We start from the raw sequence: 26,445 nt of genomic DNA, 5'->3' as shown, positions 1-26,445 counted from the left end.
GGATTTTGAAATTTCGGGATTTACGGATTTCGGGATTTATAAAAAGCGAAGACCTGAGCAAACATATATCGCTCAGGTCTTCGCTTTTTATAAATCCCGAAATCCGTAAATCCCGAAATCCGTAAATCACAAAATCAGGAAAAAAGGTCACTGGAAAGGTACCGGTCGCCCCGGTCACAGATAATGGCCACAATCACGCCGCTGGTGAGTTCCTTCGACAGCCGCAAGGCTGCTGCGATAGCGCCGCCGCTGCTCATACCACAGAAAATAGCTTCTTCCCTGGCCAGCCTTTTGGTCATCGCACGCGCTTCCGCTTCGGAAATGTCCATGGTCACATCTACTCTCGTTTTATCGAATATTTTAGGGAGATAGGCCTCCGGCCATTTACGGATACCGGGTATTTTAGAGCCTTCTGTAGGCTGACAGCCCACGATCTGCACGGAAGGGTTCTGCTCTTTCAGGTACCGGGAAACGCCCATAATAGTGCCGGTAGTACCCATCGCACTCACGAAATGAGTGATCTGGCCGGCGGTGTCCCGCCATATTTCCGGACCGGTGGTTTTATAGTGCATGCCGTAGTTGTCGGGATTGGCAAACTGGTTCAGCATCACATAGCCGCCTTTTTCCACCTGGGCATTGGCATAATCGATGGATGCTTCCATAGATTCCTCCAGTACCACTTTGGCGCCGTAGGCCTCCATGCTCTGCACCCGCTCCCGGGTGGAGTCTGCCGGCATTACCAGTTCTATTTCAATCCCAAACAGGTTGGCAATCATCGCCAGAGCGATGCCGGTATTGCCGCTGGTAGCTTCTATCAGCCGGGTACCGCTGCGGATCTCTCCCCTGTCCAGTGCTCCTTTGATCATGCCATAGGCGGCCCTGTCTTTCACACTCCCGCCGGGATTGGTGCCTTCCAGTTTGGCGTAGATCTTAACATCCGGGTTCTCCGGTATCCGTTGTAATTCCACCATGGGCGTATTGCCCACGAGGTCCAGTATTGTTGCCATAAGGGTTGTTATTCGTGATTACTCTCCAGAAACTTATGCTCTGCTTTATAATAGATCCGGGAAAAAGGCTCTACACTCCGTATCAGCCATACATTACCGCCAATCACGCTATGATGGCCGATAACAGTGTCGCCGCCGAGGATAGTGGCGCCCGCATAGATCACTACATGATCTTCAATAGTGGGGTGCCGCTTGTTGCGGGCCATGGTTTTTTCAATACTGAGCGCACCCAGTGTTACACCCTGGTATAATTTAACATGCTGGCCAATCACCGTCGTTTCCCCGATCACAATACCGGTGCCGTGGTCTATGCAGAAGAACGGCGCTATTACCGCTCCCGGATGAATATCAATACCGGTGCGGGCATGCGCCAGCTCCGTGATCATCCTGGGTAACAACGGGATCTTCAGCTCATACAAGGCATGGGCCATCCGGTAAAAGGCGATGGCATAAAATCCGGGATATGCCCGTATCACTTCATACAGACAGGTAGCTGCCGGATCTCCCTGGAAAATGGCGTTTGCATCTTTGGTTAATTCGTCATATATCACAGGTACCCGGCTCATGAACGCCCGGCTGATATGGCCCGCTTCTTCGGGCAACTGATGCTGCATCGGTTGCAGCAGGGATTCCAGCTGCTTCTCCAGCTTGCGCCCATACTCCTTCAGGAGAACAGGGTCGGCCATTACCTGGCCGGTATGTTCGGGGAATAACCAATTAATCAGACTATTGGCAAAATCACTTACGGCACTGGTGGCGGGATAAGCATTTGCGGCTGCCAATTGGTGTCTCCGCTTTAATTCTTCCAGAAAATCGCTCATATGCGGACGGAATTACAGATCTAATTCATTGCTGTGTTAAAATTACTCATTAATTCCCTGTAAAGTTAGTAGACTTTTCATTTAGGAATTTTCGAATTTTGTTATTTAGATATTTAAAATGCAGCGGAGATAATCATATGTTAATTTACGTAGATTTAATGCGATTAATCTTCGCTGCATTTTAAATATCTAAATAACAAAATCAAAAAATAGCCAAATCTCCGTTATTTTTGGCGCTGATTACTACCGGACTATACCGGTATCATAAATCTCAACAATCGCTATGGCTAACATTTTAATTATTGACGACGAAAAAAGCATCCGTAAAACACTTACTGAAATTCTGAGCTATGAAGGTTATAAGGTAGATGAAGCTGCGGACGGCTTGGAAGGATTTAAAATGTTCCAGGCAAAACAATACGATGCAGTATTGTGTGATATCAAAATGCCTAAAATGGATGGCCTGGAATTCCTGGAAAAAGCCCGGGAAGTTAACCAGGATACGCCTATCATCATGGTATCCGGCCACGGTAATATCGATACTGCCGTAGATGCCGTGAAAAAAGGCGCCTATGATTATATCTCTAAACCACCGGACCTCAACCGGCTGCTGATCACCCTGCGCAATGCGATGGATAAAACCAAACTGGTCACAGAAACCAAAACGCTGCGCCGTAAGGTGAACAAAGTACCGGAAATGATCGGTGATTCTGCCCCGATCCTGAAAATCCGGGAAACGATCGAGAAAGTAGCGCCTACGGATGCCCGTGTGCTCATTACGGGTGAAAACGGGGTAGGGAAGGAACTGGTGGCCCGCTGGCTGCACGAACGCAGTAACCGCGCCTCCGGCCCGATGGTGGAAGTGAACTGCGCCGCTATCCCCAGCGAACTGATAGAAAGTGAACTTTTCGGACACGAAAAAGGTTCCTTTACCTCTGCCGTGAAACAACGCATCGGCAAATTTGAACAAGCCTCCGGCGGTACCCTTTTCCTCGATGAAATTGGCGATATGAGCCTCAGCGCACAAGCTAAAGTGCTCCGCGCCCTCCAGGAAGGAAAAATTACCCGGGTGGGCGGCGATAAGGAAATCAGCGTGGATGTAAGAGTGGTGGCCGCTACCAATAAAGATCTGCTGAAGGAAGTGGAAGAGAAAAACTTCCGGCTCGACCTGTATCATCGCCTGAGCGTGATCCTCATCCATGTGGCGGCGCTGAACGATCGCCGCGATGACGTGCCGCTGCTGGTAGACAACTTCCTCGATACGGTATGCAATGAATACGGCATCGCCCGCAAGGCTATCGATAAAGACGCTATGAAGGCGCTGCAAAACCATAACTGGTCAGGTAATATCCGTGAACTGCGCAACGTGGTGGAAAGACTGGTGATCCTCTCCGGTAAAACCATCACCGTGGAAGATGTGGAAGACTTTGTGGTGCCTACCCGCGAAAGAAAAAAAGCAGGCTCCTGAATCTGACAGCATATGAACAGACATTTGTATCTCATTAGCGGTCTCGGGGCCGATGAACGCATCTTCAACAACCTGCGTTTCCCGGCCGGTTATGAGATACATCACCTGAAGTGGATACAACCGCTTCCCGATGAGCCCATCGGCAGTTACGCCGCCCGTATGGCCGGCGGTATTACTGCTGATGGGCCCATTTCTTTGATGGGCGTGTCTTTTGGCGGTATCATGAGCCTGGAGATAGCCCGTGTCCGCCCTGTGGCTCAAAACATCCTGCTGTCGAGCATAAAACACACCTCGGAAAAACCACCTTATTACAACTGGGTACGTAAACTCCGCCTGCACCAGTTGCCCGATTCCCTGATTTACCGGCAAAGAAGCCTGGTGGTTAAAAAATTCCTGAATATCGAAACGCCGGCAGAAAGACAGCTGGTACAGGAATACCTCTCCAAACGGGATTACGGTTACCTGCGATGGGCGGTAAATGCCATCCTGCACTGGGAAAACGAGGCCGTGCCTTCCAACCTGGTGCATATACACGGTGGAAAAGACATGCCTTTTCCCCTCCGTTTTGTAAAGCCTACCCATGTAATCCCCGATGGAGGTCATTTTATGGTGCTGAACCGCGCTGCGGAAATCAACCGTATCCTCACGGAAACAATGTTATAACGCTCGCAAAGGCGCAAAGCAGCAAAGAGCGCAAAGATTATTAAAGCGAATAAAAGAAAGCAAAGGAGCGAAGATCAACATTTGATCTTCGCTCCTTTGCTTTCTTATTTTAAACTTAAAAAACCTTTGCGTACTTTGCTGCTTTGCGTCTTTGCGTCTTTGCGTGAACTATTTGCGGTTTAAAAACATTATTTTTAATTTTAATAGCTATAGCTGTATTATTTAAGCTATTTTTAAGAAAACTTTTCCCCGCGAAAAGTGTCTCACTAACAACAGAATATTATATTTGCCTTTTTAAGCATCTAATAAGCGTATTTGAATGAATCTGGCATTTTGGAAAAAAAATAAAGAAGGTCAGCCAAAGAAAAAGAAATCTACGGCGAGAGAATGGTTGGACGCTGGTATCTTTGCTATCATAGCAGCCACGCTTATCCGCACTTTTATTTTTGAGGCCTATACCATTCCTACACCTTCCATGGAAAAGACCTTGCTGGTAAACGACTTCCTCTTCGTCAGCAAAATCAGTTATGGCCCCCGTATTCCAATGACGCCGCTGGCAATGCCTTTTGTGCATCATACCATGCCTTTCACCAAGTCCACCAAAGCCTACTCCGAAGCAATTAAATGGAAATATAAACGCCTCCCCGGTTTCTCCGATATCAAACGATACGACGTGGTGGTATTCAACTTCCCGGAAGGAGACACCGTAGCCATCGATTCACCCGATCCCAGCTACTACAACATGGTCAGACAAAACGGCTGGCAGGCTGTTAATAACTCCTATAAAATTATTCACCGCCCGGTAGATAAAAGGGAAAACTACATCAAACGCTGCATGGCGGAAGCCGGCGACACGATGCAGGTTATACATGGCGCGGTATATGTCAACGGTCAGCCTGCACCGGTACCTCCCGGAAGCCAGCACAGATACGTGGTGGAAACAACCGGCGATCAGCTCAACAGCAGCCGCCTGGAGGAACTGGGTATTACCGGTCCTGAATACACGCTGGACAACGCTAAATATATCTACAACCTCACACCGGACAATGTAGCGGCGCTGAAACAATTCCCGATCGTGAAGAATATCACCGTATACGAAGAATCCAGCTACGCTGACTTCAACTACAACATGGTGTTCCCGCATGATACGGCGCATTTCAAATGGACAGACGAAAACTTCGGTCCGCTCTATATTCCGAAAAAAGGCGCTACCGTAAAACTGGATGAGAACAATATTGCCATCTACGACCGCGTAATCCGCGTGTATGAAGGCAATACCCTCGAAAGAAAAGATGGTAAATTTATCATCAACGGTCAGCCTGCCGATAGCTACACCTTCAAAATGAACTACTACTGGATGATGGGCGACAACCGTAATAACTCCCTCGATTCCCGCTTCTGGGGCTTCGTTCCGGAAGATCACGTAGTAGGTAAGGCCTGGCTCATCTGGATGAGCTATGGCGATAGCGGCATCCGTTGGAGCCGCCTGTTCAAAGGCATCAAATAACCACTGGCTGAAAATATTTTTTAGAGTAAATTACGGACTGGCATGTTGCCGGTCCGTAGTTGTCTTTACCCCCTTTATAGCCCCGTTTCAGGCGTACCCCGGTAAAGGCTATACGTTAAACAACCTCACACTTTTTTTATGGAGAAACAACTGCAACAATTTGAATTTTGGGTATATAATGATATTACTGGCCTGGATGACAAAGATGCCTGGCTGCTGAAGGAAGCGCGGGATGTTACCCGTCACGCCTATGCCCCCTATTCCCACTTCCAGGTAGGAGCCGTGATCCGTTTGGTGAACGGTGAAATTGTGGCAGGTTCCAACCAGGAAAATGCTGCTTTCCCTGCGGGACTTTGTGCGGAAAGAGTGGCCTTGTCTGCCGCCTCCTCCGCTTACCCCGATGTTCCGGTGGATACCATTGCTATCAGCTATAATAATATGCATGGCGATAGCGGACATCCGATCTCCCCTTGTGGGGTTTGCCGCCAAACACTGGCAGAATATGAACTGCGCCAGGAAGGCCCTATCCGGCTTATCCTGGGTGGACTTACCGGTAAAGTGTATGTCGTCAATAAAGCCAACGACTTACTGCCACTGGGTTTTTCTGCTGCTGACATGACGGAAAAGTAACTGGCTATCAGATAGCTATCCTCAAAATAATAATATATATAAATATTTAAATAATATTATCTTTGTAAGGAAGCCTATAACTAATGACCAGCCGCCTTATCCTATGCCTGCATGTTGTGATGCTCACGCTGACCATATCTGCCGCTACCGCAGCGCCGTTGAACAGTTGGTATGATAAAGCCCGTGATCTTTACCGGGAAGGAGTTGCCTTCAGAAAATCCGGTCAGCCGGAAGTGGCCCGCCAGCGTTTTGCAGCGGCCATCAGGGCGGATAGTAACTATACTGCTGCCTATAGTGCCCTGGGAGATCTTTACTTTGAAAAGAAATCATACGCAGATGCGTTGTTTTGTTGCCGTAAGGCACAGCAGCTCGGCGCTCCCAACATGAGCCGGCAGATAGGACTGAGTTATTATTACCTGCATCAGTACGAAAACGCTTTGGAAGCACTGCAACAGGCCGCGCAGGAAGAACCACACAACAGCATGGTACCCTATCAGCTGGCACAGTTGTACGCCCAGCTGGGTAACTACCGGGAAAGCATATACTATTATCAGCAGGACCTGCGCATAGACAGCACCCATACCGCTGCCTGGTACGAACTGGGAATGATGTGGTTCAATGTATCCGACGCACAAAAAGCGGTGCACGCCTTTGAAAAAGCTGCCAGGCTGGGATGCCGGCAGGACGCGGTTTTCCTGTTCAACACCGGCGCCGCATGGTTACAGCTGGAACAAACAGAGAAAGGTATTGACTGCCTGCTGAAAGCACTGCAACAACAGCCGGATGATGAACAGATCCTGTTCAACCTGGCACAGGCTTTTTATGGCAAGGGCGATTTTGAAGCGGCTGTTTGTCAATGGGAAAAAGTATTACACTTGCAACCTACAAATGCTTTTGCTATGTTTATGCTCGGAAAGTCGTATATGGGTAAGGGTGAGATGGAGAAAGGGATGGCCCTTTGCGACAAAGCGACAGCAACAGGCACTATTAAATGATATTTGCCACAGTGAGGAAGGATTAAAAACGACGCATCAAGGACTGGCAAGCTCCTTTTTCGTTGCTGCTAGCTGTGGTATTTTCTTCGGCAGTTTCGGCCACGGCGGCCGTAAGCTGCTAACGCTGCGGCCCCTCAAAGGACCGCAGCGTTTATTTTTATGCCTGCAGCAGTTCGGGATGCGCCAGCAGGTAAGCCAACGCCTCTTTCACCACCTGCCGGTTATCTTTCGGCTGAAATCCCAGTTCGTTCCTGGATTTGCTGATATCAAAATCCTGCTGCAAGCCGGAAAACATGGCAATTTCCTTGGTGGTGAGCAAAGGTGGTTTTCCTTTCAGTTTAGCTGAAAACTCCATCAGCCCGGCAATAGCATACAACATAAACTTTGGAACGGCGCCCGGTACCTTGAGTTGTAACGCCGGGTAAAGCTCCTGCGCCAGTTTAGTCGTGTCCGTTATCGTCATACATTTTTCATTGGCGAGAATATAACGCTCGCCTGACCGTCCTTTCTGTGCAGCCAGGTAACAGCCTTCTGCTACATCCATTACATCTACCCAGTTCAGCGTAATCCCCGTGTCGACCGGAATCTGTTTATTTAAAATCAGTTTTAAGACACCATAGGAGACATTCAGCGGCAGAAAAGCCTCACCGCCTATCATGGCTCCCGGCATCACGGATACGAGCTCAATACCCAGGTCCTTCGCCAGCTGAAAAGCCAGCTTTTCGCCATCATTTTTGGAGTTATAATACATATCCCGCCGGTCAGGATTGTAACCATTACTTTCTTTGGTGGGAATATGGGTATAGTCCAGTGCAGCAATGGAACTGACGTAAACAATTCTCCTTACACCCGCTTCAGCAGCTGCTGTGATAGTATTGCGCGTGCCCTGCATGTTCACATCATAAATCTCTTTCTTCGGGTCTTTAGCCCATAATTTAAAAGCAGCGCCTACGGCATAAAACGTATCTACCCCTTGCAAGGCCCGTTTAAAGGAAGCCTTGTCGGTAATGTCTGCCTGTACTACTTCACAATCCAGGTCTTTGAAACAACTTTTATGTTGAAGGTTGCGGACAGAAGCCCGCACAGGAATACCTTTTTTTAACAGTAATCTTACCAGGTTATTGCCCAGGTGGCCATTGGCGCCGGATACCAGCGCTAAATTTTTTTGTGTCATATCCATTGATTTGATAGGACAAAGTTCTGCCTTGCCTTTTCAATAACAGGTCACAAATGTTACTTAATCTGTTTGCGGATACGGCTTAAACTTTTGGGATTCATGCCCAGGAAAGAGGCGATATACTGCATCGGAACATGTTGGAGCAATTCAGGATGTTCGTCCATCAGTTTTAAATAACGCTGTTCTGCACTCAGGGTACTCAGCTCCCTGGAGCGTTTTTCATTGTAGGACAAAGACTGCTGAAACACCAGGATACTAAAGTCTTTAAACGCCGGACTTTGTTGTATCAGCAGGTCGAGATCGGTCTTCGTAATCCGTAAAAGTGTACACCCGGTGATACATTCCAGGTTTTCGTCGGCCCGGGTTTGGTTTACAAAATGCGTATAGGAGGTAATAAAGCCGGGGGGACAATTGATATGCGTGGTGACTTCCTCTCCCTTGTCGTTGTAATGGAATAAACGCACAAAGCCGCTAACAATGAAATACAGGTAACGGGGAACTTTTCCTTCTTCTTCCAGTATCCGGTTTTTGGGATATAACACCGGCTCAAAATATTGTCTGCACAACTCCTTTTCCGGATCAGAGAGGTTTACGCTTTGGGTAATAAGATGGATCAGTGGATCGTGCATGTTGTAAAGGTAGCAAAAAGGGCAAAGCAGTTACTGCTTTGCCCTTTTTGTATTTTATCCGGCAGAAGATTACATCCTTTCCGGTACGTTGATGCCTAACAGCTTCATACATTGACGGATGGTATTGGCTGTAAGGGTGATCAGTTGTAATCTTAATTTTTTCTTGTCTTCATTTTGTTCCCGCAGAATGGAATAAATATACACGCCTTCTACTTTTTCGGCATAGAAAGAGTTGAGTGTTTGAGCCAGCAGGAAAGCATAGTTGGCTATCACAGCGGGGCTCATCTCACGGTGTGCCTCTGCGAGGATGCCGGGGAACTGCTCGTTGAGTACAATCAGTTCTTTCTCCAGCGGCAACAGGTCGCCTTTGTATTGGAAGTTTTCCAGTCCTTCTACCGGGCCTGTCTCTCTTAAGATAGACTTGATACGTGCATGTGCATACTGGATAAACGGACCGGTAAAGCCACGCAGCTCGATAGATTCTTCCGGATTGAAGATCATTCTTTTCTTAGGATCTACCCGCAGCAGGAAGAACTTCATGGCGCCCAGGCCAATGGTTTCATATAGTTCCTGCAGTTCGGCTTCCATGATGTCGGTATGTTTCTCGAGCGCTACCTGGGTAGCTTCTTTCGCTGTGTTCACCATTTCCTCGATCATATCGTCGGCGTCTACCACGGTGCCTTCCCGGCTTTTCATGCGGCCATGGGGAAGTTCCACCATGCCGTAGCTGAGGTGGAAAATACCGGGTGCAGAAGGTTCTCCCAGTTTCTGCAGGATCAGCTGCAGTACTTTGAAGTGATAGTTTTGTTCGTCGGCCACCACGTAGATACTTTGTTCCATGTGGTAGTCGTCGTATTTCAGCCGGGCGGTGCCCAGGTCCTGTGTCATGTATACGGAAGTGCCGTCGCCGCGGAGCAACAGTTTTTCGTCCAGTCCGTCGGCGGTGAGGTCTATCCAGACAGAGTTATCTTCTTTTTTGAACAGCACGCCTTTTTCCAGACCGTCGTTAACGAGATCTTTACCCAGCAGGTAGGTATCGCTTTCGTAGTACATTTTATCGAAGTCGATGCCCAGGCGTTTGTAGGTTTTTTCAAAACCTTCGTATACCCAGCCATTCATGGTGGCCCACAGGTGGCGTACTTCCGGGTTACCGGCTTCCCACTGCTGCAGCATGATTTTAGCCTGCTGCATGATCTCCGTTTTATTACGGGACATCTCTTTGATGTCGCCCATAATTTTATCGGTTTTATCCTTGTCGGCTTTTACTTCGGGTTTATGCAGGGCGGTCACCAGTTTGGTGAGTTTTTCCACATCGGCGCCTTCGAAGTCCTGGAAATCGTTTTCCAGTACCCGGTCGATGATGGGTTCGGCTTGTTCTTTCACCACGGATTCAAATTTCACGTAGTAGTCGCCTACCAGGTGATCGCCTTTGATGCCGGTAGTTTCCGGAGTATCGCCATGGGCAAACAGTTGCCAGGCCAGCATGGATTTACAGATGTGAATACCGCGGTCATTGACGAGGTTTACTTTCACCACATCATAGCCGTTGGCTTTCAGGATCTCAGCGATGGAGTAGCCCAGGAAGTTATTACGCAGGTGGCCCAGGTGCAGCGGTTTGTTGGTATTGGGGGAAGAGTATTCCACCATCACTTTTTTCCCGTTGGAGGGCTGTATACCGATGTTTTTGTCGTTGTAGTTCTGTTGCAGAAATGCAGTCCAGTATCCCGGATAGATGTCCAGGTTGAGGAAGCCTTTTACCACATTAAAACCGGCAATCAGTTCAGGATGGTTGGCAGTAAGCCAGGTTCCGATATTTTGCGCAGTTTCATCTGGTTTTTGCCGGCTGAATTTGGTGAAAGGGAAAACAACAATGGTATACTCACCCTGGAACTCAGGCTTGGTCACATTGATCGAAATATCGGCCGCTGCGATGTCCTGGTTGTAAAGTGATTTAATGGCTGCAGCTGCAGCCGTTCTAATGGATTGTACGACACTCATACTGAAAATGATTAATACGAGCAGCAAAGATAGTGGGTTTAAAGCTAAGGTGTGCTTTCAAACGCAAAAAGGCTGGCCTCAAAGGCCAGCCTTCAATGATGTATACTGTTTACACTATTAGAACATATAGAACAAACCAATCTGTGCTACGGAGTTCTTGCTGGTATATCTGCTGTTGTCATAGATGTTGGTCAGCCCGAAGTTATAACGGCCGGAAACGCCTAATCCCATATCGAATTTATACCCGAAACCTACGCCGATACCAAAATCCACTGTTTTCATATTGTCTTTGATATCTACGGTGTTTTTACCGGCTTTTGCTTTGGCACTGGCCAGGATACCCAGCTGTGGGCCTGCTTCCAGGTAAAACGCAGGAACGATGGAGTATTGCACCATCAGGGGGATATTGATATAATCCAGTTTAACGGTGCTTTGCGTAGTAATCAACCCTCCCAGAAAACTGTCTTTCATTTTGGTACCTTGTCCGGAATACAGCAGCTCCGGCTGGATAGCCCAGTTTTCGTCGAGCGCAATGTTTACCAGGCCTCCGGCATAGAAGGAAGCACGGGTTTTAGCAGAACTTTCGTTGGTGAGTTTTGCCAGGTTAAGACCGCCTTTTACACCAAATTTTACGGTTTGTGCTTTTACTGCCAGTACAGTACCAATGGCGAGTATACCAGACAGAATAAGTTTTTTCATGATATGTATTTTTATGTCCGCCCAGTGACCAAGAACTATGCCGGATTTGAGCAGTGCATAAATAACTACGGAACGTGGAAGGCTATAAATCCTTTAACATCCAGCTGTCACAGCCAAAATGGCCGGTGTTGCCCATAGGGCCTGTCAGGTACCGGAATCCGAATTGTTCATATACCTGTCTTGCCCTGGCGAGCTGGGGATCTGTTTCCAGGTAACACTGGGTATAGCCGTTGGCTTTGGCATATTCCAGGCAGAGGGTAATCAGTTTTCCGGCCAGTCCTTTACCTCTGGCGGCGGGTAGCAGGTACATCTTCTGCAGTTCACATACATGGTCTTCTCCGCCGTCCAGGGGATGGATACCGGCGCCGCCGAGGACGATCCCGTTTTCTTCCGCTACAAAATAAGTGGCCCTGGGCAGATCATACAGGGTAGATATATTGTCCGTTGTGGGATCGGTATAAACGGTTCCGGGTCTGTCCATCCCAAATTCGGCCAGGGAGGTTCTGATGATGTGGGCGAGCGCTGGGTTGTCGGCAGGTGTAATTTTTCTGATTGTCATAGTTTCCATCTCATGAAATTACGAATTAGGGCGAATGAAAAAAGCGAAGGTTGTAGCAACCTTCGCTTTTTTTTATGGAGATGATAAACTGCTGGTTAGAAGATGGTGAACTCTACCCTTCTGTTTTTCTGTCTGCCGGCAGCGGTTTTATTGCTGGCAATAGGCTGGGTCATACCATATCCTACAGCTTCGATTTTAGAAGCATTCACCCCTTTACCCACGAGATAGGCTTTTACGGATTCGGCTCTTTCTCTGGACAGTGCCAGGTTACGTTCCTTGCTGCCTACGTTGTCGGTATGGCCGCTCAGTTTGAGGTTCAGGTTTTTGCGTTTAAGCAGTTCCGCCACTCTGTCGAGCGCGGCGTAGGAGTGAGGTTTGATACTGGCTTTGGCGAAGTCGAATTCCAGGTTCTGGATGGCTTCTTTCACAATGCGGTTATCTTCTTCCGTGATGACTACTTTTTCTTCCTTTTTCTCGATAACCGGTTGAGGCAGCGGGCAGCCTGCACCGTCTACAGCGGTATTGGCTGGTGTGCCGGGGCATTTATCGAAGAAGTCGGAAACACCGTCGCCGTCACTGTCCTTGGTCAGTTTGTCCACATCGGCGGTCAGTCTGGCATTAGCCTGACTGGCAGCGTCGAGGGCGGTACGGAGAGAGGCTTTCTGTGCTTCCAGCTCGTCGTAGGTGGCTGCGGCGGGGTTATGCCATTGCAGCTGGGGCTTGCCTTTTTTGCCGAGGGCAAATTCCAGTCCGGCGTAGCCATAGGAGAACTTATCCTTGTTGGGGCCGTGGGGATAACCATCGAGGTTGTCGCCATCGGTATAATACATGGTATAACCCAGGTCCAGGTTAATGAATTCAGACAACCTGAATTTAAGGCCGGCACCTACGGGAATGATCAGTTCTTTAATGGAGCCGCTGGGTTTATAGTCGAATGAATTGTTGCTGCCGGTGGGAGTAAGAGTAGGGTTGTAGCCGGCAATACCACCGCCCACGGAGCCGTATAACATCACAAAGTTCTTGCGGAACAGCCAGTTGACCGTGGTGATATTAAATACTGCATTCAGGGAGGCGGACCATTTCAGTTTGGTTTCAAAAGAGCTGTAGGGGCTGGAAGGCGGCATGCCGTTACCGAGGTTTTTGCTGTTGTCGCCTTTTAGTTTACCACCCACATAATCGGCCCGCAGGGCCATAAAATGCAGCAGCTGGTATTTTACATACGCGCCATAGCCGGCGGATGCCTGCCATTTGGTAAAATCATTGCTGCCACCGGTGGCGGCTACGGGAGCCAGGAGCCCGCCATTGACGCCAATAGACCATGTCTTGTATTCCTGGGGGCCTCTGAAAAGCTGTACGGCGGGAGCCGCTGATGAGGTTTGGTCCTGGGCATTGCTAAGGAGGGGCGTAAGGGCCATGAGGGCACAGGATGCCCGCCAGATAATGGATTTGTTCATAAGAAAACACTTAAGTGATACAATGTTGCTTTGTCTGATAAAATGATCAAATACAGGCTAGGGATGAATAGCTGCTAAAGTTGAGGCGAGGCTAAGAACGGGTAACAATCTCACACAGGATGGCCTGCTGCATGGCCATTTTGTCGGGTCGTACAAATGACTAAATAACCAAATAATCAATCCACTTGTTCAAATATAGGACACCTGACTGACATAATTTCATATTTTTTTGCTTGGCATAATCATTGACAAACGTAAGACAAATACGACTTTTAACTTACAACTAAAGGAGAATCTTAATACTATGGGAAAAATAATAGGCATTGACTTAGGAACTACCAATTCATGCGTTGCCGTTATGGAAGGTAACGAACCGGTAGTGATTGCCAATGATGAGGGTAGGAGAACAACCCCGTCTGTTGTGGCATTTTTGAAAAACGGAGAAAGGAAAGTAGGTGACCCTGCAAAGCGTCAGGCTATTACCAACCCCGTTAATACCATTATGTCAGTAAAACGTTTCATGGGCCGTCATTTTGACGAGGTTAGCAATGAATTGACCCACGTTAGCTACAAAGTGGTAAGAGGTGATAACAACACCACCCGCGTAGATATCGATGGCAGATTATATACGCCGCAGGAGATTTCCGCAATGATCCTGCAGAAAATGAAAAAAACGGCAGAGGATTACCTGGGCCAGGAAGTAACGGAAGCGGTTATCACCGTTCCTGCCTACTTTAACGACGCACAACGTCAGGCTACCAAAGAAGCCGGTGAAATTGCCGGTCTGACTGTACGCCGTATCATCAACGAACCTACCGCAGCCGCCCTGGCTTATGGTCTGGATAAAAAACATACCGATACTAAAATCGCTGTATTTGACCTCGGTGGCGGTACCTTCGATATCTCCATCCTGGAACTGGGCGACGGTGTATTTGAAGTAAAATCTACCAACGGTGATACCCACCTGGGTGGTGACGACTTCGATAAAGTGATCATGGACTGGCTGGCCGACGAGTTCAAAAAAGACGAAGGCGTAGATCTGCACAAAGACCCTATGTCCTGGCAGCGTCTGAAAGAAGCGTCCGAAAAAGCTAAAATCGAACTGTCTTCTTCTGCTGAAACAGAAATTAACCTGCCTTATATCACCGCTGTTGATGGCGTGCCTAAACACCTGGTGAAAAAACTGACCCGCGCTAAATTTGAGCAACTGAGCGACAGCCTGGTGGAAAGAACACTGGAACCTTGCCGCAAAGCGCTGAAAGACGCCGGTATGAACACTTCCGAAATCGATGAGGTGATCCTCGTAGGTGGTTCTACCCGTATCCCGAAAATTCAGGAAGTGGTAGAAAAATTCTTCGGTAAAAAACCAAACAAAGGTGTAAACCCCGATGAAGTAGTAGCCGTAGGTGCTGCTATCCAGGGTGGTGTACTCACTGGTGAAGTGAAGGATGTACTGCTGCTCGACGTTACCCCGCTGTCCCTCGGTATCGAAACCATGGGCGGTGTGATGACCAAACTGATCGAGTCTAACACTACCATCCCAAGCAAAAAATCCGAAACGTTCTCTACTGCGGCCGACAGTCAGCCTAGCGTGGAAATCCACGTACTGCAGGGTGAAAGACCAATGGCTAACCAGAACAGGACCCTCGGACGTTTCATCCTCGGCGATATTCCTCCGGCTCCGCGCGGCGTTCCCCAGATCGAAGTAACTTTCGATATCGACGCCAACGGTATCCTGCACGTAACCGCCAAAGATAAAGGCACCGGTAAAACACAGAACATCAAAATCGAAGCTGGTAGCGGCTTGAGCAAGGAAGAAATCGAGAAGATGAAAGCCGAAGCCAAAGCCAACGAATCTTCCGATAAAGAACAACGCGAAAAAATCGAGAAGCTCAATAAAGCAGATAGCCTCATCTTCCAGACTGAAAAACAACTGAAAGAATACGGCGATAAAGTGCCTGCTGATAAAAAAGCGACCATCGAAACAGCCCTCAACAAGCTGAGAGAAGCACACAAATCCCAGGACAGCGCACAGCTCGATGCTGCGACTACTGAACTGGAAGCTGCATGGACCGCTGCTTCTGAAGAAATCTACAAAGCATCCCAGGGCCAACCGGAAGGTGCTGCTGCAGGCCAGCAACAAGGCCAGCCTAATGCAGGTACCGACGGTGTAACCGATGCAGAGTTTGAAGAAGTGAAATAATCCTGATTGACGGATTTTTTGATTTGCGATTTTTTGATTTCGTGAATCGATAAACGGGAAGACCGAAGCGAATCAATCGCTTCGGTCTTCTCATTTTTTACCCCCGAAATAAAAAAATCACAAATCAAAAAATCCCTAAATATCTTTATTTTGTGGGATCAGATGCATCAGAAAATACGGTTTTATCTTCGTTACCACACCCATTACGGGCAGGAATTATACCTGCTGGGAAATATTCCCGCATTGGGTAATGACGTGCCACACCAGGCCCTCCGTCTGCAATGGGAGAACGATGAATGGTGGACCGCTACGATCCATATCAACACTACGGAACCCTTTGTTCTCCAATATCAATACATCTTCAAAGAACTGGAAGAAATCGCCTATGAAGGCGGCATCCGGGAAATATTGCTGGACCCGGCACAGGGAACCTATCATTGTATCGATAGCTGGAACTACGCCGGACAAACAGAAAACGCCTGGCAAACCGCTCCGTTTACACGGGTGTTTTTCCGTCACCCGGTACAGCAACCAGACTGCCGCAAAGCTACCCACCAGTTCCGCGTACAGGCCCCGCTGCTGCCCGCTGGCAAAACGGTTTGCCTCCTGGGTAATATCCCGTCACTCGGTAGCTGGAACATCGAAACACCACTGCTGCTGCAACCCGATGCACAGGGATGGTTTACCACAGCGCCGGAACTGCCGGCCGGTATCACCGGCGTACGCTATAAATACGGTGTCTACGACCTGGAACAACATACCTTCGAATGTTACGAAAACGGCGCCGACCGCGAGCTACCGGCTTTCACAACGGATGGGCAAACGGTCCTGCACGATGGCTTCGCCCGTTTGCATTACCCTCACTGGAAAGGTACCGGTGTATCCGTGCCCGTATTCAGTCTGCGCAGCGCCGAAGGTTTTGGCACCGGGGAATTCGCCGACCTGGCCCCCCTGGCGCAATGGGCGCAGCAGGGAGGCTTACAGCTGATACAACTGCTGCCGGTGAATGATACCATCAGCACCTGGACCTGGCGCGACTCCTACCCTTATTCGGCCATCTCCTCCTTTGCCCTGCATCCGCTGTATATCCGGCTGCAGGAGGTGGGAACGCTGCCGGACAGCCATCCGCTGCAACGGCAGTTTCATTCCTTACGGCAATGGCTCAACGAAAAAGACGAAGTAGACTATGAAACCGTCCTGACCTATAAGATGGCTTACCTGAAAGCCATCTACGACCAGGAAGGGGAGAAACTGCAAACCCGTGCCTACTGGCAATGGTTTGCCGCCAATGAACACTGGCTGCTGCCTTATGCCGTTTTCTGCTACCTGCGTGATAAATACCATACGCCTGATTTTTCCCGCTGGCCGGAATATAACGAGTACGACTACACGGCTATCAACGAGCTGGTCATCACCGACCGTGCTGCGGCGGATACGGTGCATTTTTATTTCTTTGTACAGTATCACCTGCATCTTCAGTTGCAAGCTGCTGTGGAAGCGGTACACAGCCGGGGCATCGCCCTCAAGGGAGATATTCCCATCGGTATCTCCCGGCACAGTGCCGACGCCTGGATGAACCCCGGCCTGTACCACCTGGATATGCAGGCCGGTGCGCCCCCCGACAGCTTTACCGCAGAAGGGCAGAACTGGGGCTTCCCCACCTATAACTGGAAAAAAATGGCGGCCGATGGCTGCGACTGGTGGCAACAACGCCTCCGGCATATGTCGGTTTATTTTGACGCCTTCCGGATAGACCATATCCTGGGCTTCTTCCGGATATGGCAAATACCGCAACATGCGGTACAGGGGCTGCTGGGCTATTTTCATCCAGCCATTCCCGTTAGCCGGGAGGAGCTACTGCAGAAAGGCATTGCTTTTGAAGAAGACCGTTTTTGCCAGCCCTGGATTACAGAATCCCGGCTGGACCAGCTGTTCGGCAGCTATGCGGGCATCATCAAAGACCACTATCTGCAATCTTTACCCAATGGCCGTTACAGTTTCCAGCCGCATTGCGATACCCAACGGAAAATCAGGGACCTGCACCTGCCGGAAGCAGTGGAAACAGCCCTGTTCCTGCTGATAGCAGACGTGCTGCTGATAAAGGTCACCAAGGGAGAAAGAGTGATGTACCATCCCCGGTACGACCTGGCCTCCACCACCTCTTTTGCAGCGCTGGACCCTGTTACACAGGAACGCTTACAGGCATTATACCAGGATTACTTTTATGTACGGCAGGAGAGCTGCTGGCGGAAAGAAGCCATGCATAAACTACCACTTATCAGAAGGGCCACCCGTATGCTCATCTGCGGAGAAGACCTGGGCATGGTACCGCATTGTGTGCCTGGTGTCATGCAGGCGCAAGGTATCCTCGGACTGGAAGTACAACGGATGCCCAAACACTATGGCGCTGATTTTGCCGCTATTTTTGAGGCGCCCTACCTGTCTGTGCTGACCCCGTCCACACACGATATGAGCACCCTCAGAGGATGGTGGGAGGAGCATGCAGGCATCTCCCAAAAATATTACCGGCAAATACTCAAACATAATACACCGGCGCCTCCCGGCGCAGATGCATCCCTGATAAAGGAAATTATCAACCAGCACTTGCAGGCTAACGCCATGTGGCGTATCTTTCAAATACAGGACCTGCTGGCAGCCGCCGGTTATATACCGCAGCAGCATCCGGATAAGGAAAGAATCAATATTCCCGCAGTGACACAACATTACTGGAGATACAGAATTAATAAACCAATTACGGATTACGAATTACGAAAGTTTTAAAATGAAACTCACACTTTATCCTTTTGAGCTGAAATTCCGCCATACGTTTACTATTTCACGGAAGTCAAAAGACGTACAACCCTTACTGGTAGTGGAACTACAGCAGGATGGGCTATCTGGCCTCGGAGAAACGGCCGACAACTCCTACTACAACATGACCGTACCCCGCCTGATGGAAGCGATCAACGCTCATCGCCCGTTTATCGAAAACTATACCCTCGATACACCGGAAGTTTTCTGGCAGGATATGTTCCCGTTATTGCAGGATAATATGTTTGCCCTTTGCGCGCTGGACCTGGCCGCGTGGGACCTGTACGCCAAACGTCAAAATAAAAAGCTCTATGAAGTGTGGGGCCTCGATATCTCCCATAATCCGCTGACTGATTATACTATCGGGATAGATACCATTGATAACATGGTTAAAAAACTGCAGGAATTTCCCTGGCCGATTTATAAGATTAAACTGGGCACCAAAGAAGATATTGCTATCATCGCGGAGCTGAGAAAACATACCAGCGCCATTTTCCGCGTAGACGCCAATTGCGCCTGGGGTGTGGAAGAAACCCTGCGCAATGCCGAAGCCATGAAACCACTGGGCGTGGAATTCATTGAGCAGCCGATGGCTGCCGCCGACCGCGATGGTATGAAAACCGTTTTTGAAAAATCGGTACTGCCGGTGATAGCAGACGAAAGTTGTATCGTAGAACAGGATGTAGCCCGCTGTCATGGCTATTTCCACGGTATCAATATCAAACTCACCAAATGCGGCGGTATTACGCCCGCCCTGCGTATGATCAAAGAAGCGCGGCAGTACGGCATGAAAATAATGACCGGCAGTATGAATGAAAGCACGGTAGGCACCTCTGCCGTAGCGCATCTGTTGCCCTTCCTGGACTATGTAGACATGGACGGGCCACTGTTACTGGCAGAAGACACCGCTGACGGTATCCGCATTGATAACGGCCGTATTATTTATGCAGACAGACCCGGTGTGGGCGCTGTGCTCAGACAAGCCTAAAGTTTCAGGTCAAAAATGCTGAATAGCCCTGCTTCGTCCAGTACACCTATCTGCGCCGGCTGTGGCATCAGCAGGATGGCTTTTACTGTGGCAGTCAGATGAAGTTCCGCCACCAATGCGGTACTGGCCTGGCTGCCGCTGATCCTGTAAATCTCCACCCGCTGCTCTGTTCCGATGGCCAGCAAACTGCCGGGTAACCAGGTCATTACAGTATCGTATGTTGCCGGTTTTATGATGTAGGTGCTTTGGGCAGATAGTGAGCTGCCGGTAAACAGCAGCACCCGTACGCCGTCTGTTGTGGCAATGGCCAGTTTCAGGCTGTCAGGTGTAAAGGATGGACTCATCGATAATACCTTATTGCCCTGCCCAAAAGACTCGGTTTCGCCAGCGTGGTTGCAACGAAACAGGTTATATCCTGAAAAAAAATAGTAACAACCCTGATAGCTGAAAGTCTCCTGCACTCTACCCCGGCGAAATTCCATCTTTATCGGTTGATTTCCTGTATGGCAGTCGGTGGTATGCCATTTTTGTTCAAACATCAGGTAGCTGGCCAGGTGTAGTGCGCCATCGGCATTATGTAACATCATAACCTTGCTCCCCTTAAGTTGAGCCGCCAGTATACTTCCCGGCGTCCAGGCAGGCATTTCCACGGAGATAAAATCCTGGGTACTGTCTCCGGGCCGTATGGTCTTTCTATTCACAGAAGAGAGATCGTTGCTTAACAATAACACATAATCTTCTCTTCCCGGATCTACGATCATAGTAATTGGCGGCGGTGTCGATTTTGTTTCTTTCAGCAGTATAAGCTCAGATTTATCGGCCATGTTATAGTTGAGCAGGTAGAGCTGATTGCCGCGATGGCCTAAAAACACCATCTGCCGCGGTAACCGTACACCGGACTGCCATTTGATATCTTTCGCAAACTGCACTACCCGCCGGGCTGGTATGGTGGTGGATGATGCCGGTGTATGGCGGGTATACCGTTTGATATCTTTCCAAAGCAGCAGGTCATCCGGTATGAAATCCCGGAGGTAGGAGAGGAATTTATTTTTTTTACTAGCCATGTCATAAACGATTTCAACGCCCGTATCCCGGATGGCCGGGTCCGGATGAGGGATGGTCAATGTTTTCAATACTGCCAGCAGGTCTGTTTCCTGGCCGGCGGCTGTATGGTGGTGGTATATGTCGTTAATCGTTTGTTGCAGCTGCGAATCGTCCTGTAGCTGAAAGTATTGACGCAAGGACTGCTGCGGCGCTATCTTTTTATGCCAGCTGGTCAACAGGTATTCACCTGCTTTCTCCTTATCCTGCATTTTGTGCAGGGCAATGTTGGCGGCAAAGGGATAGTCCTCTTGTTTGACCGCCCCGTCTATCACTGACTGGTACTGTTCCATCGCTGCGGCATGTCGATGCAGTTGTATCAACAAGTCGCCTGCTTTCTCGTATTGTGTGGTCTTGATATACAGGGGTATGGCTTCTTCCAGGAAACCGCCTTTTTCCAGTACCTCTGCGGCAGCTTTATCATCTTTCAAATGATCGGTGTATAACACGGCTGCTTCCCGGTAAAATCCTCCTTTTTCCAGTACCTGGGCGGCCCGGCAGAAATCATTCAACAGGTGGGCATAAATATAGGCTGCCTTCCGGTAATCGCCAGCCTGGGTAGCTCTATGGGCAGCTATCTGATATTTTTCCCGTAGCCGCTCCTTGTAGCCGGACAGGTTCCAGTAGTCAACAGGCTGGCCCCCTCCCAGTTTACCCAGCGAAAAATCCGTATCCTGGCGGGACAGCGAAGTGCCTTCATTGGCAACAGATCCCCGTGAAGCATAGGCGTCTCCTAACGGGATTGCATACTCGAGCGCTTTGTTAAAATCTATATCAAAGAGTGCTTGCAGGCGGTCTAATGCCCGCCGGCGTTGCTCATCCGGCGATACCTCGGGGGAAGTGCCCGGTTTAAATAAAGCCGAAAATATAGATCTGGCTTTGTTTAACAGGGAGTTGTTCTCCGGCTCCGGCGCCGCCGGCGCAATGTTTTCCGGCGACAGCCGACCGATTTGTTGTTGTATATCGGTGAAGATGCTTTCCAGTGTAACGACTTCCAATGAAATCCTTTGCAGGGAAGGCGCCGGGAAAGTGCCCATGCGGGCCTGTTCCCAGTCGCCCGGCAATGGTGCCGGTAACGTCAGCAGGGAAGACAAGGATATCAGCTGCTCCTGGTGAAAGCCGGTAAAGCCCAATACAGGATGAAACAATTGCCAATCCCAAATCAGTAGATTTTTCCGTTCATCATCGGTCATGGCGGGTGTTAGTACTGCATTCACGGGGATGAACAGGCGACGTAGCCGCTGGTAAGGATGTTGCAATCTTTCCGGAAAAGGGGGAACAACGCCATTGAACAGTACCAGTAGTCCCGCAGTAGCGGCGCTGTCGCGCTGAGGAACGGCCAGCGCTGTCAGTTGTTCCATAGGCAGCTGCCACCGGCTTATTTCCTCCATCCACACAGCGGCACTATGGCCGTATACGAAAGCCGCAGCAATGGCCGGCTGCGGAGCGTTATCCTGATATTGTAAACCTACTGTTAGATTCATCGTAATTGTGCAATAAACCGGAGAATGTATTGATTGTAGAATTCGGCTACCCGGACAATGGTATCATCCGGGTTCAGCTGGAAATAAGGATTGCCTGTAAAGTGGCCATTGGTCCAGGCGGCGGTAGGGGCGCTTAGTGCCATGACAATCACTATGTCGGGAATGCTCTCGTCGGAACTGCGCAGGAACAGGAATCCCCGGGTGTCGGAGACGATGTAGCTGCCGTCTGCCCAGGTAAAACGGGTTTGCCTGATCAGCGGGTTACCGGGTAAGGGGGCTACCATTTTGTTCACCGGTACACGATCCGGCGTATGGTGGTTGGCCTCTGCTATTAATAGATTGGTAGCGCCTTTGCTGCTGGTTTCTATATATAACTTCCTGCCTTGTATAATCAGTTCTCCCTCCCGGGTAATGAAAATTTTGCTGACGGTAGACAAGGCAAAAACATGCCGGCTCAGTTCTTTGAACATGGACTTGAGTATAGCCTCCTTCTGACCCTGCTGATAGTCTGCTGTAGCGAAAGAAATGATATCATTGTCTACATAGGCGCCCGTAATGCCATCCACTGCCATATAGGTAGGATACAGGCAGAACAGGGAGCGGCTGGTTTCAATAACATAACTTTTGGCCGGGGCATCGGTCACTATTCGTTTATACGAAAACGTGTTGCCCTCCTGTGTAAAATGATATAGTATCAGCGTGGGATACATATTGGTATTCACCAGCAGGCTGAAGGAATGCTGATCATGTACCATCAGTTCATAAACGCCTTGTTCCACATACCGGCAGCATTCCAGTCCGCCGCGGGCGTCGGTGCGGTTACGTGATCTGCATTCTACCCGGCCATCGCGGGTAATGGAGACAATATCGTTAGACCAGTAAAAATGATAACCTGGTTTATTTCGCATGTTTGTCACCGGGAGGCGTACGGGAACCGGGTCTTCCATCCGGATAGCCGAGAGTGGCGCAGTAGTATCCTTTTTCTTTTCAGATGCCGGGATGCCGGGGTGTGTAATTTCTTCCAGATCGAATTGTGCCTGACTGATCTGTTTTTTTCTTCCGCCTGAATAGTGATAACAATGAAAAGCGCCTTCCCGGTCTACTGTCAGCAGAAAATCCACTTTGGGTGGATGAGCAGCCAGTATGGCCTGCAAATCCGGATGTGTGGCCGGTTTTTCACCGGTGATCAGGTAATATTCTGTGTCCTCTTGTCTTTTTTCCAATAGAAAAGTGAGTGCCGGAACGATATGCAGCCCGTTGTCCAGAAAGGAAAGGGCATGCTCCATAGTATCGGGCGTATCGAGGTTGATGGGATAGACATTGGCTTCCCCCAGCGCCCATGCGGTGACATCGGTATCATTTGCCTGTTGCAGCCGGCAGGCTAATGCTGCAGCCATACCGAATATGCGGGGTATGCCCCACATTTTTAAAGTGATGTCTAACAGGATGATCACCTTCTTTTTTCGATTAAGTGGTACTTCTTCCCTACGCAGGTATAGCGCCTCCTGATTGGCGAGGCGGGCAGTCAGCAACAAATCGTCCTGTGCCAGTTCGGAAATCAATAACCGGTCATAATTGCCTTTGTTGGCAAGGTCGGAGAAGCCGCCCAGCAGGCGTTCCCCGCTGTTGTAGGTATGCATGGGCACATGAATGGCGGCCATGATACGCCGGGCCAGCCGGCTTATACCAATGGTTTTTTCATGCCGTTCCAGCTGTGTCAACAGGTCGCTGGCATCCGGTAAGGGCAGATCTGCCGGTAGTGGCGACAAATGCCGGGTGGTACCGGCTGTCAGCGCCTGTACCAGTTCCGGCAGGGCCGTATATTTTTTCCCGGCCCGGGAAAGCCAGGATAAGTCCCACTCCAGCGTGCTGACTGCATTGGCGTTATAATGATAACCAGGTGTGAACTGTTCCAGCGCTGCGGTGGCCTGCTGACTGTCTATATGCGGTGTAAAGCCTTCAAACAGGGTTGTTATCAGGTGGGCATGCTGGTTCAACTGCCGTAGTTCCAGCGGCAGGGCATGCACCAATTCCAGCAAATGACAGGCATCTTCCAGCATACCAGCGGTATTTTCCGGCAAGCGGGAGGATGGGTAAATACGTTGTACTATTTCCCGCAGGTTCCAGGTGGTAAGCGCTATTTGTGTATCGTTGTTCTTACAGGCGCATAACAGGAACAGCACGGTGCTTAGCGGTGGCCATCCGGGCGGATTCATTTGTTGCAGCAGCCCGGTCAACGCTTCTGTATAACAAACGGTGAAACCGTTATGCAACTCAATCACACGGCCTTCTTCACTCCAGCGCCAGCAATAGTCGCCGCTCAGTTGAAAATAGGTATTCATAACTTTTCAGGTTGGGCGGTGCCGGGGTGCGTAGCGCGGATACCGCGCCGGGTAGCCGGCACCAATGCATGTTGCGGAATACGTTCCCAGTTGCCATCAGGATGAAACAGTAGCAGGTATTCCTTTTCCGGGTCCAGCTGTTGCCTGATCAGCGGTGCTATCCCTGCGGGATGCAGGGTAAAACCTACGGGTAACAGTAACTGCTGTACGCTGGTATATTCCCTGCCGGGAATGGCTGGCAGCGGGTATCCGATAATCAGCACACGCCCCTGGCTGTCTGCTGCAAAGGATAACCGCTGTAACCGCACTAATGGCGCTGTTTCTCCATAGGTGCGCCACGCTGCAAGCGTAGTGAGCAGGGCAGCTGTTTCTTCCGGCTGATCTGCCGGTACCAGGCGGACAGGTGCTTTATCCGTAATAGCATGGGGCATCCCCGATACGGGCAGAGATACTGTTAGCCATTGCGACAACGATTGCCAGGTGAGGGTATTATTTAGTATAGCCGTAGGCGTTATATCCCCTTTTTTAAAGAGCCGTTGCCGGTGGTCGGCATACCAGGTACAAATTGCCGGTAGTTGCAATAGCAGCGGGTGCAGCTTTTCCGGGGCGGAAATACCTTTCAGCCAGACAGATGATCCGTCGGTGGCGATTTCCAGTCCGGGCAGATGCCGCACCGCGCCCAGCGCGGTATACTGGTGCAGGGGAAGCTGCAGCACGATTTCCTTCCATGCCGGCATCATGGTTGTTGCATGATTTGGTGCCATAAGGCGTTAATCGATTGCATGACGTATTCACGTTGGGTAGCATTGGTGATCCATTCACAACGCCCGTTCAAATAACGCAGACGGTCTTTGATAGCTGCTTTGGTTGCGGGAGAGGTGTGGCTATCATTCCATTGTGTAGTCATCTTTTGTATTTCCTGGTGTATCTCATCGGCATCGGGGAGGCCGCTGTAACGGGCACGGGGATGCTCCTGTGGGGTGACTGGCTCGCTGTTCACTACTTCATTCACAATAGCGGCAATGATAGCCTGTTGTTCTTCTGTATCCCAGATATAACGCAGCACCCACATATCGGAAAGCTGTGCGGTGGTGCGTTTGCTGATTAAGGCGCTGGCAGCGATGAGCCGTTGCAGTTTTACCGCGCGGCGGTCGGATACCAGCAGCCCGGCATTCCGGAGTTGTTGTATCAGCGTAAGATAGGCAGGGCGGATGGTATCCAGGTTTACCAGGCCAATTTGTTGTTGCAGGGTGGCGATGTCGTCGTGACTAATACTTCCGGTGGTGGTAGTCGTCTGTTGTTCAAGCTGCCATCCTGCCTGTAGTACGGCAGATAACAGTTGCGGATCTACGTAGTCGCATTTTACGCGAACGAGGAAACGGTCGTACAACGCTTGCAGGGCTTCATCTTCCGGGAGGTGGTTGCTGGCGCCTACGATCATCAGTGCCGGCAGCGGGCGGGTTTCCCGTCCTCTGCGGAATACTCTCTCGTTGAGCACCATCAGGAGGCTATTGAGGATGGCGCTGTTGGCGTTGAGTAATTCATCGAGGAAGATAAAGGAGGCTTCCGGCAGCATGCCTTCGGTATTGGTGACAAGGTCGCCTTCCCGCAGTTTGCGGATATCGAAGGGACCGAAGATTTCGTTGGGTTCGGTAAAGCGGGTGAGCAGGTACTCGAAGGTGTGGCCATCGAGCTGGCTCGCCAGTGCTTTTACCATAGCGCTTTTGGCGGTGCCGGGAGGGCCTAGCAGGAAAAGGTTTTCCCTTCCGGCCAAACAGATGCCCATCAGGTCAATAACATCTTCTCTGCCGATAAAGGTGTGCTTCAATTGTTGCAGCACGTTGTTCAGGTTGTCAATAAGTTGTTCGTTCATAGCATATGGTCTTTCCGCTATAGGCGGGTATTGGGT

The 26,445-nt window shown here is 49.8% G+C and carries 20 protein-coding genes; 8 read left to right on the top strand and 12 right to left on the bottom strand.

What is annotated here, in order from left to right; translation table 11 throughout:
• Positions 1–134: 134 nt before the first annotated feature.
• Both cysM and ICL07_RS07585 read right to left on the bottom strand, forming a co-directional pair.
• The gene (gene cysM / locus ICL07_RS07590) at positions 135–1,007 is read right to left on the bottom strand and encodes a cysteine synthase CysM (RefSeq protein ID WP_188087318.1); all 873 of its coding nucleotides are present in this window, start codon (positions 1,005–1,007) and stop codon (positions 135–137) included.
• 8 nt (positions 1,008–1,015) lie between these two features.
• Positions 1,016–1,828: a serine O-acetyltransferase gene (locus ICL07_RS07585; protein WP_188087317.1), complete on the bottom strand. Its 813-nt coding sequence runs from the start codon at positions 1,826–1,828 to the stop codon at positions 1,016–1,018.
• A gap of 283 nt (positions 1,829–2,111) precedes the next feature.
• On the opposite strand from ICL07_RS07585, the gene ICL07_RS07580 reads away from it, so the two are divergent.
• The 5 genes from ICL07_RS07580 to ICL07_RS07560 all read left to right on the top strand — a co-directional run bounded on the left by ICL07_RS07580 (position 2,112) and on the right by ICL07_RS07560 (position 7,091).
• On the top strand, positions 2,112–3,296 hold the full coding sequence (locus ICL07_RS07580) for a sigma-54-dependent transcriptional regulator (protein ID WP_188087316.1): 1,185 nt from the start codon (positions 2,112–2,114) through the stop codon (positions 3,294–3,296).
• Positions 3,297–3,308: 12 nt separating this feature from the next.
• The gene (locus tag ICL07_RS07575) at positions 3,309–3,959 is read left to right on the top strand and encodes an alpha/beta hydrolase (RefSeq protein WP_188087315.1); all 651 of its coding nucleotides are present in this window, start codon (positions 3,309–3,311) and stop codon (positions 3,957–3,959) included.
• A 319-nt stretch (positions 3,960–4,278) separates the two neighbouring features.
• The gene (lepB, locus tag ICL07_RS07570; RefSeq protein ID WP_188087314.1) at positions 4,279–5,466 is read left to right on the top strand and encodes a signal peptidase I; all 1,188 of its coding nucleotides are present in this window, start codon (positions 4,279–4,281) and stop codon (positions 5,464–5,466) included.
• A 138-nt stretch (positions 5,467–5,604) separates the two neighbouring features.
• A complete protein-coding gene (locus ICL07_RS07565) occupies positions 5,605–6,096 on the top strand; it encodes a cytidine deaminase (RefSeq protein WP_188087313.1) in 492 nt (163 codons plus the stop codon).
• Positions 6,097–6,179: 83 nt separating this feature from the next.
• Positions 6,180–7,091: a tetratricopeptide repeat protein gene (locus ICL07_RS07560; protein ID WP_188087312.1), complete on the top strand. Its 912-nt coding sequence runs from the start codon at positions 6,180–6,182 to the stop codon at positions 7,089–7,091.
• Between the two features lie 157 nt (positions 7,092–7,248).
• Here the strand turns inward: ICL07_RS07560 and ICL07_RS07555 are convergent, their stop codons facing one another.
• From ICL07_RS07555 to ICL07_RS07530, 6 genes are all read right to left on the bottom strand, one after another.
• Complete coding sequence (locus tag ICL07_RS07555; protein ID WP_188087311.1) at positions 7,249–8,265, bottom strand: NAD-dependent epimerase/dehydratase family protein; 1,017 nt, start codon at positions 8,263–8,265, stop codon at positions 7,249–7,251.
• A gap of 59 nt (positions 8,266–8,324) precedes the next feature.
• On the bottom strand, positions 8,325–8,897 hold the full coding sequence (locus ICL07_RS07550) for a Crp/Fnr family transcriptional regulator (protein WP_188087310.1): 573 nt from the start codon (positions 8,895–8,897) through the stop codon (positions 8,325–8,327).
• A 69-nt stretch (positions 8,898–8,966) separates the two neighbouring features.
• The gene (argS, locus tag ICL07_RS07545; protein WP_188087309.1) at positions 8,967–10,895 is read right to left on the bottom strand and encodes an arginine--tRNA ligase; all 1,929 of its coding nucleotides are present in this window, start codon (positions 10,893–10,895) and stop codon (positions 8,967–8,969) included.
• 117 nt (positions 10,896–11,012) lie between these two features.
• Positions 11,013–11,594 carry a porin family protein gene (locus ICL07_RS07540; RefSeq protein ID WP_188087308.1) on the bottom strand — a complete coding sequence of 194 codons (582 nt, stop codon included), beginning with the start codon at positions 11,592–11,594 and terminating at the stop codon, positions 11,013–11,015.
• 82 nt (positions 11,595–11,676) lie between these two features.
• Positions 11,677–12,153: a GNAT family N-acetyltransferase gene (locus ICL07_RS07535; RefSeq protein ID WP_246484988.1), complete on the bottom strand. Its 477-nt coding sequence runs from the start codon at positions 12,151–12,153 to the stop codon at positions 11,677–11,679.
• A gap of 95 nt (positions 12,154–12,248) precedes the next feature.
• Positions 12,249–13,607, bottom strand: coding sequence for an OmpA family protein (locus tag ICL07_RS07530; RefSeq protein ID WP_188087306.1), 1,359 nt, complete (start codon positions 13,605–13,607; stop codon positions 12,249–12,251).
• Positions 13,608–13,911: 304 nt separating this feature from the next.
• Between ICL07_RS07530 and dnaK the strand changes: the two genes are divergently transcribed.
• The 3 genes from dnaK (at position 13,912) to ICL07_RS07515 (ending at position 19,609) form a co-directional block, all read left to right on the top strand.
• Positions 13,912–15,810: a molecular chaperone DnaK gene (gene dnaK, locus ICL07_RS07525; protein WP_188087305.1), complete on the top strand. Its 1,899-nt coding sequence runs from the start codon at positions 13,912–13,914 to the stop codon at positions 15,808–15,810.
• Between the two features lie 162 nt (positions 15,811–15,972).
• Complete coding sequence (locus ICL07_RS07520; protein WP_188087304.1) at positions 15,973–18,591, top strand: 4-alpha-glucanotransferase; 2,619 nt, start codon at positions 15,973–15,975, stop codon at positions 18,589–18,591.
• Between the two features lies 1 nt (position 18,592).
• Entirely contained in the window at positions 18,593–19,609 is a 1,017-nt protein-coding gene (locus ICL07_RS07515; RefSeq protein WP_188087303.1) for a dipeptide epimerase, read from the top strand.
• Here ICL07_RS07515 and ICL07_RS07510 read toward each other — a convergent pair.
• The 4 genes from ICL07_RS07510 to ICL07_RS07495 are packed head-to-tail and all read right to left on the bottom strand — an operon-like array spanning position 19,606 to position 26,409.
• Positions 19,606–22,194, bottom strand: coding sequence for a hypothetical protein (locus ICL07_RS07510; protein WP_188087302.1), 2,589 nt, complete (start codon positions 22,192–22,194; stop codon positions 19,606–19,608). The genes ICL07_RS07515 and ICL07_RS07510 overlap by 4 nt on opposite strands.
• Positions 22,191–24,536: a hypothetical protein gene (locus tag ICL07_RS07505; protein WP_188087301.1), complete on the bottom strand. Its 2,346-nt coding sequence runs from the start codon at positions 24,534–24,536 to the stop codon at positions 22,191–22,193. The genes ICL07_RS07510 and ICL07_RS07505 overlap by 4 nt, the downstream gene beginning before the upstream one ends.
• Positions 24,533–25,300 (bottom strand): hypothetical protein, encoded by a 768-nt coding sequence (locus ICL07_RS07500; protein ID WP_188087300.1) that lies wholly within the window; start codon positions 25,298–25,300, stop codon positions 24,533–24,535. The genes ICL07_RS07505 and ICL07_RS07500 overlap by 4 nt, the downstream gene beginning before the upstream one ends.
• Positions 25,273–26,409: an AAA family ATPase gene (locus ICL07_RS07495; RefSeq protein WP_188087299.1), complete on the bottom strand. Its 1,137-nt coding sequence runs from the start codon at positions 26,407–26,409 to the stop codon at positions 25,273–25,275. The genes ICL07_RS07500 and ICL07_RS07495 overlap by 28 nt, the downstream gene beginning before the upstream one ends.
• Positions 26,410–26,445 lie beyond the last annotated feature (36 nt).

Origin of the sequence: Chitinophaga qingshengii (assembly GCF_014529935.1) — a bacterium.
Taxonomy (GTDB): Bacteria; Bacteroidota; Bacteroidia; order Chitinophagales; family Chitinophagaceae; genus Chitinophaga; species Chitinophaga qingshengii.
This window is presented reverse-complemented; position numbering and strand designations above follow the sequence as displayed.

What these genes read in the sequence shown, in the direction of transcription:
- cysM (WP_188087318.1), bottom strand. Translation starts at nt 1,007, where the DNA reads ATGGCAACAATACTGGACCTCGTGGGCAATACGCCCATGGTGGAATTA.
- ICL07_RS07575 (WP_188087315.1), top strand. Translation starts at nt 3,309, where the DNA reads ATGAACAGACATTTGTATCTCATTAGCGGTCTCGGGGCCGATGAACGC.
- dnaK (WP_188087305.1), top strand. Translation starts at nt 13,912, where the DNA reads ATGGGAAAAATAATAGGCATTGACTTAGGAACTACCAATTCATGCGTT.
- argS (WP_188087309.1), bottom strand. Translation starts at nt 10,895, where the DNA reads ATGAGTGTCGTACAATCCATTAGAACGGCTGCAGCTGCAGCCATTAAA.
- ICL07_RS07535 (WP_246484988.1), bottom strand. Translation starts at nt 12,153, where the DNA reads ATGACAATCAGAAAAATTACACCTGCCGACAACCCAGCGCTCGCCCAC.
- ICL07_RS07495 (WP_188087299.1), bottom strand. Translation starts at nt 26,409, where the DNA reads ATGAACGAACAACTTATTGACAACCTGAACAACGTGCTGCAACAATTG.
- ICL07_RS07520 (WP_188087304.1), top strand. Translation starts at nt 15,973, where the DNA reads ATGCATCAGAAAATACGGTTTTATCTTCGTTACCACACCCATTACGGG.
- ICL07_RS07500 (WP_188087300.1), bottom strand. Translation starts at nt 25,300, where the DNA reads ATGGCACCAAATCATGCAACAACCATGATGCCGGCATGGAAGGAAATC.
- ICL07_RS07540 (WP_188087308.1), bottom strand. Translation starts at nt 11,594, where the DNA reads ATGAAAAAACTTATTCTGTCTGGTATACTCGCCATTGGTACTGTACTG.
- ICL07_RS07580 (WP_188087316.1), top strand. Translation starts at nt 2,112, where the DNA reads ATGGCTAACATTTTAATTATTGACGACGAAAAAAGCATCCGTAAAACA.
- ICL07_RS07510 (WP_188087302.1), bottom strand. Translation starts at nt 22,194, where the DNA reads ATGAATCTAACAGTAGGTTTACAATATCAGGATAACGCTCCGCAGCCG.
- ICL07_RS07560 (WP_188087312.1), top strand. Translation starts at nt 6,180, where the DNA reads ATGACCAGCCGCCTTATCCTATGCCTGCATGTTGTGATGCTCACGCTG.
- ICL07_RS07565 (WP_188087313.1), top strand. Translation starts at nt 5,605, where the DNA reads ATGGAGAAACAACTGCAACAATTTGAATTTTGGGTATATAATGATATT.
- ICL07_RS07530 (WP_188087306.1), bottom strand. Translation starts at nt 13,607, where the DNA reads ATGAACAAATCCATTATCTGGCGGGCATCCTGTGCCCTCATGGCCCTT.
- lepB (WP_188087314.1), top strand. Translation starts at nt 4,279, where the DNA reads ATGAATCTGGCATTTTGGAAAAAAAATAAAGAAGGTCAGCCAAAGAAA.
- ICL07_RS07515 (WP_188087303.1), top strand. Translation starts at nt 18,593, where the DNA reads ATGAAACTCACACTTTATCCTTTTGAGCTGAAATTCCGCCATACGTTT.
- ICL07_RS07550 (WP_188087310.1), bottom strand. Translation starts at nt 8,897, where the DNA reads ATGCACGATCCACTGATCCATCTTATTACCCAAAGCGTAAACCTCTCT.
- ICL07_RS07505 (WP_188087301.1), bottom strand. Translation starts at nt 24,536, where the DNA reads ATGAATACCTATTTTCAACTGAGCGGCGACTATTGCTGGCGCTGGAGT.
- ICL07_RS07555 (WP_188087311.1), bottom strand. Translation starts at nt 8,265, where the DNA reads ATGACACAAAAAAATTTAGCGCTGGTATCCGGCGCCAATGGCCACCTG.
- ICL07_RS07585 (WP_188087317.1), bottom strand. Translation starts at nt 1,828, where the DNA reads ATGAGCGATTTTCTGGAAGAATTAAAGCGGAGACACCAATTGGCAGCC.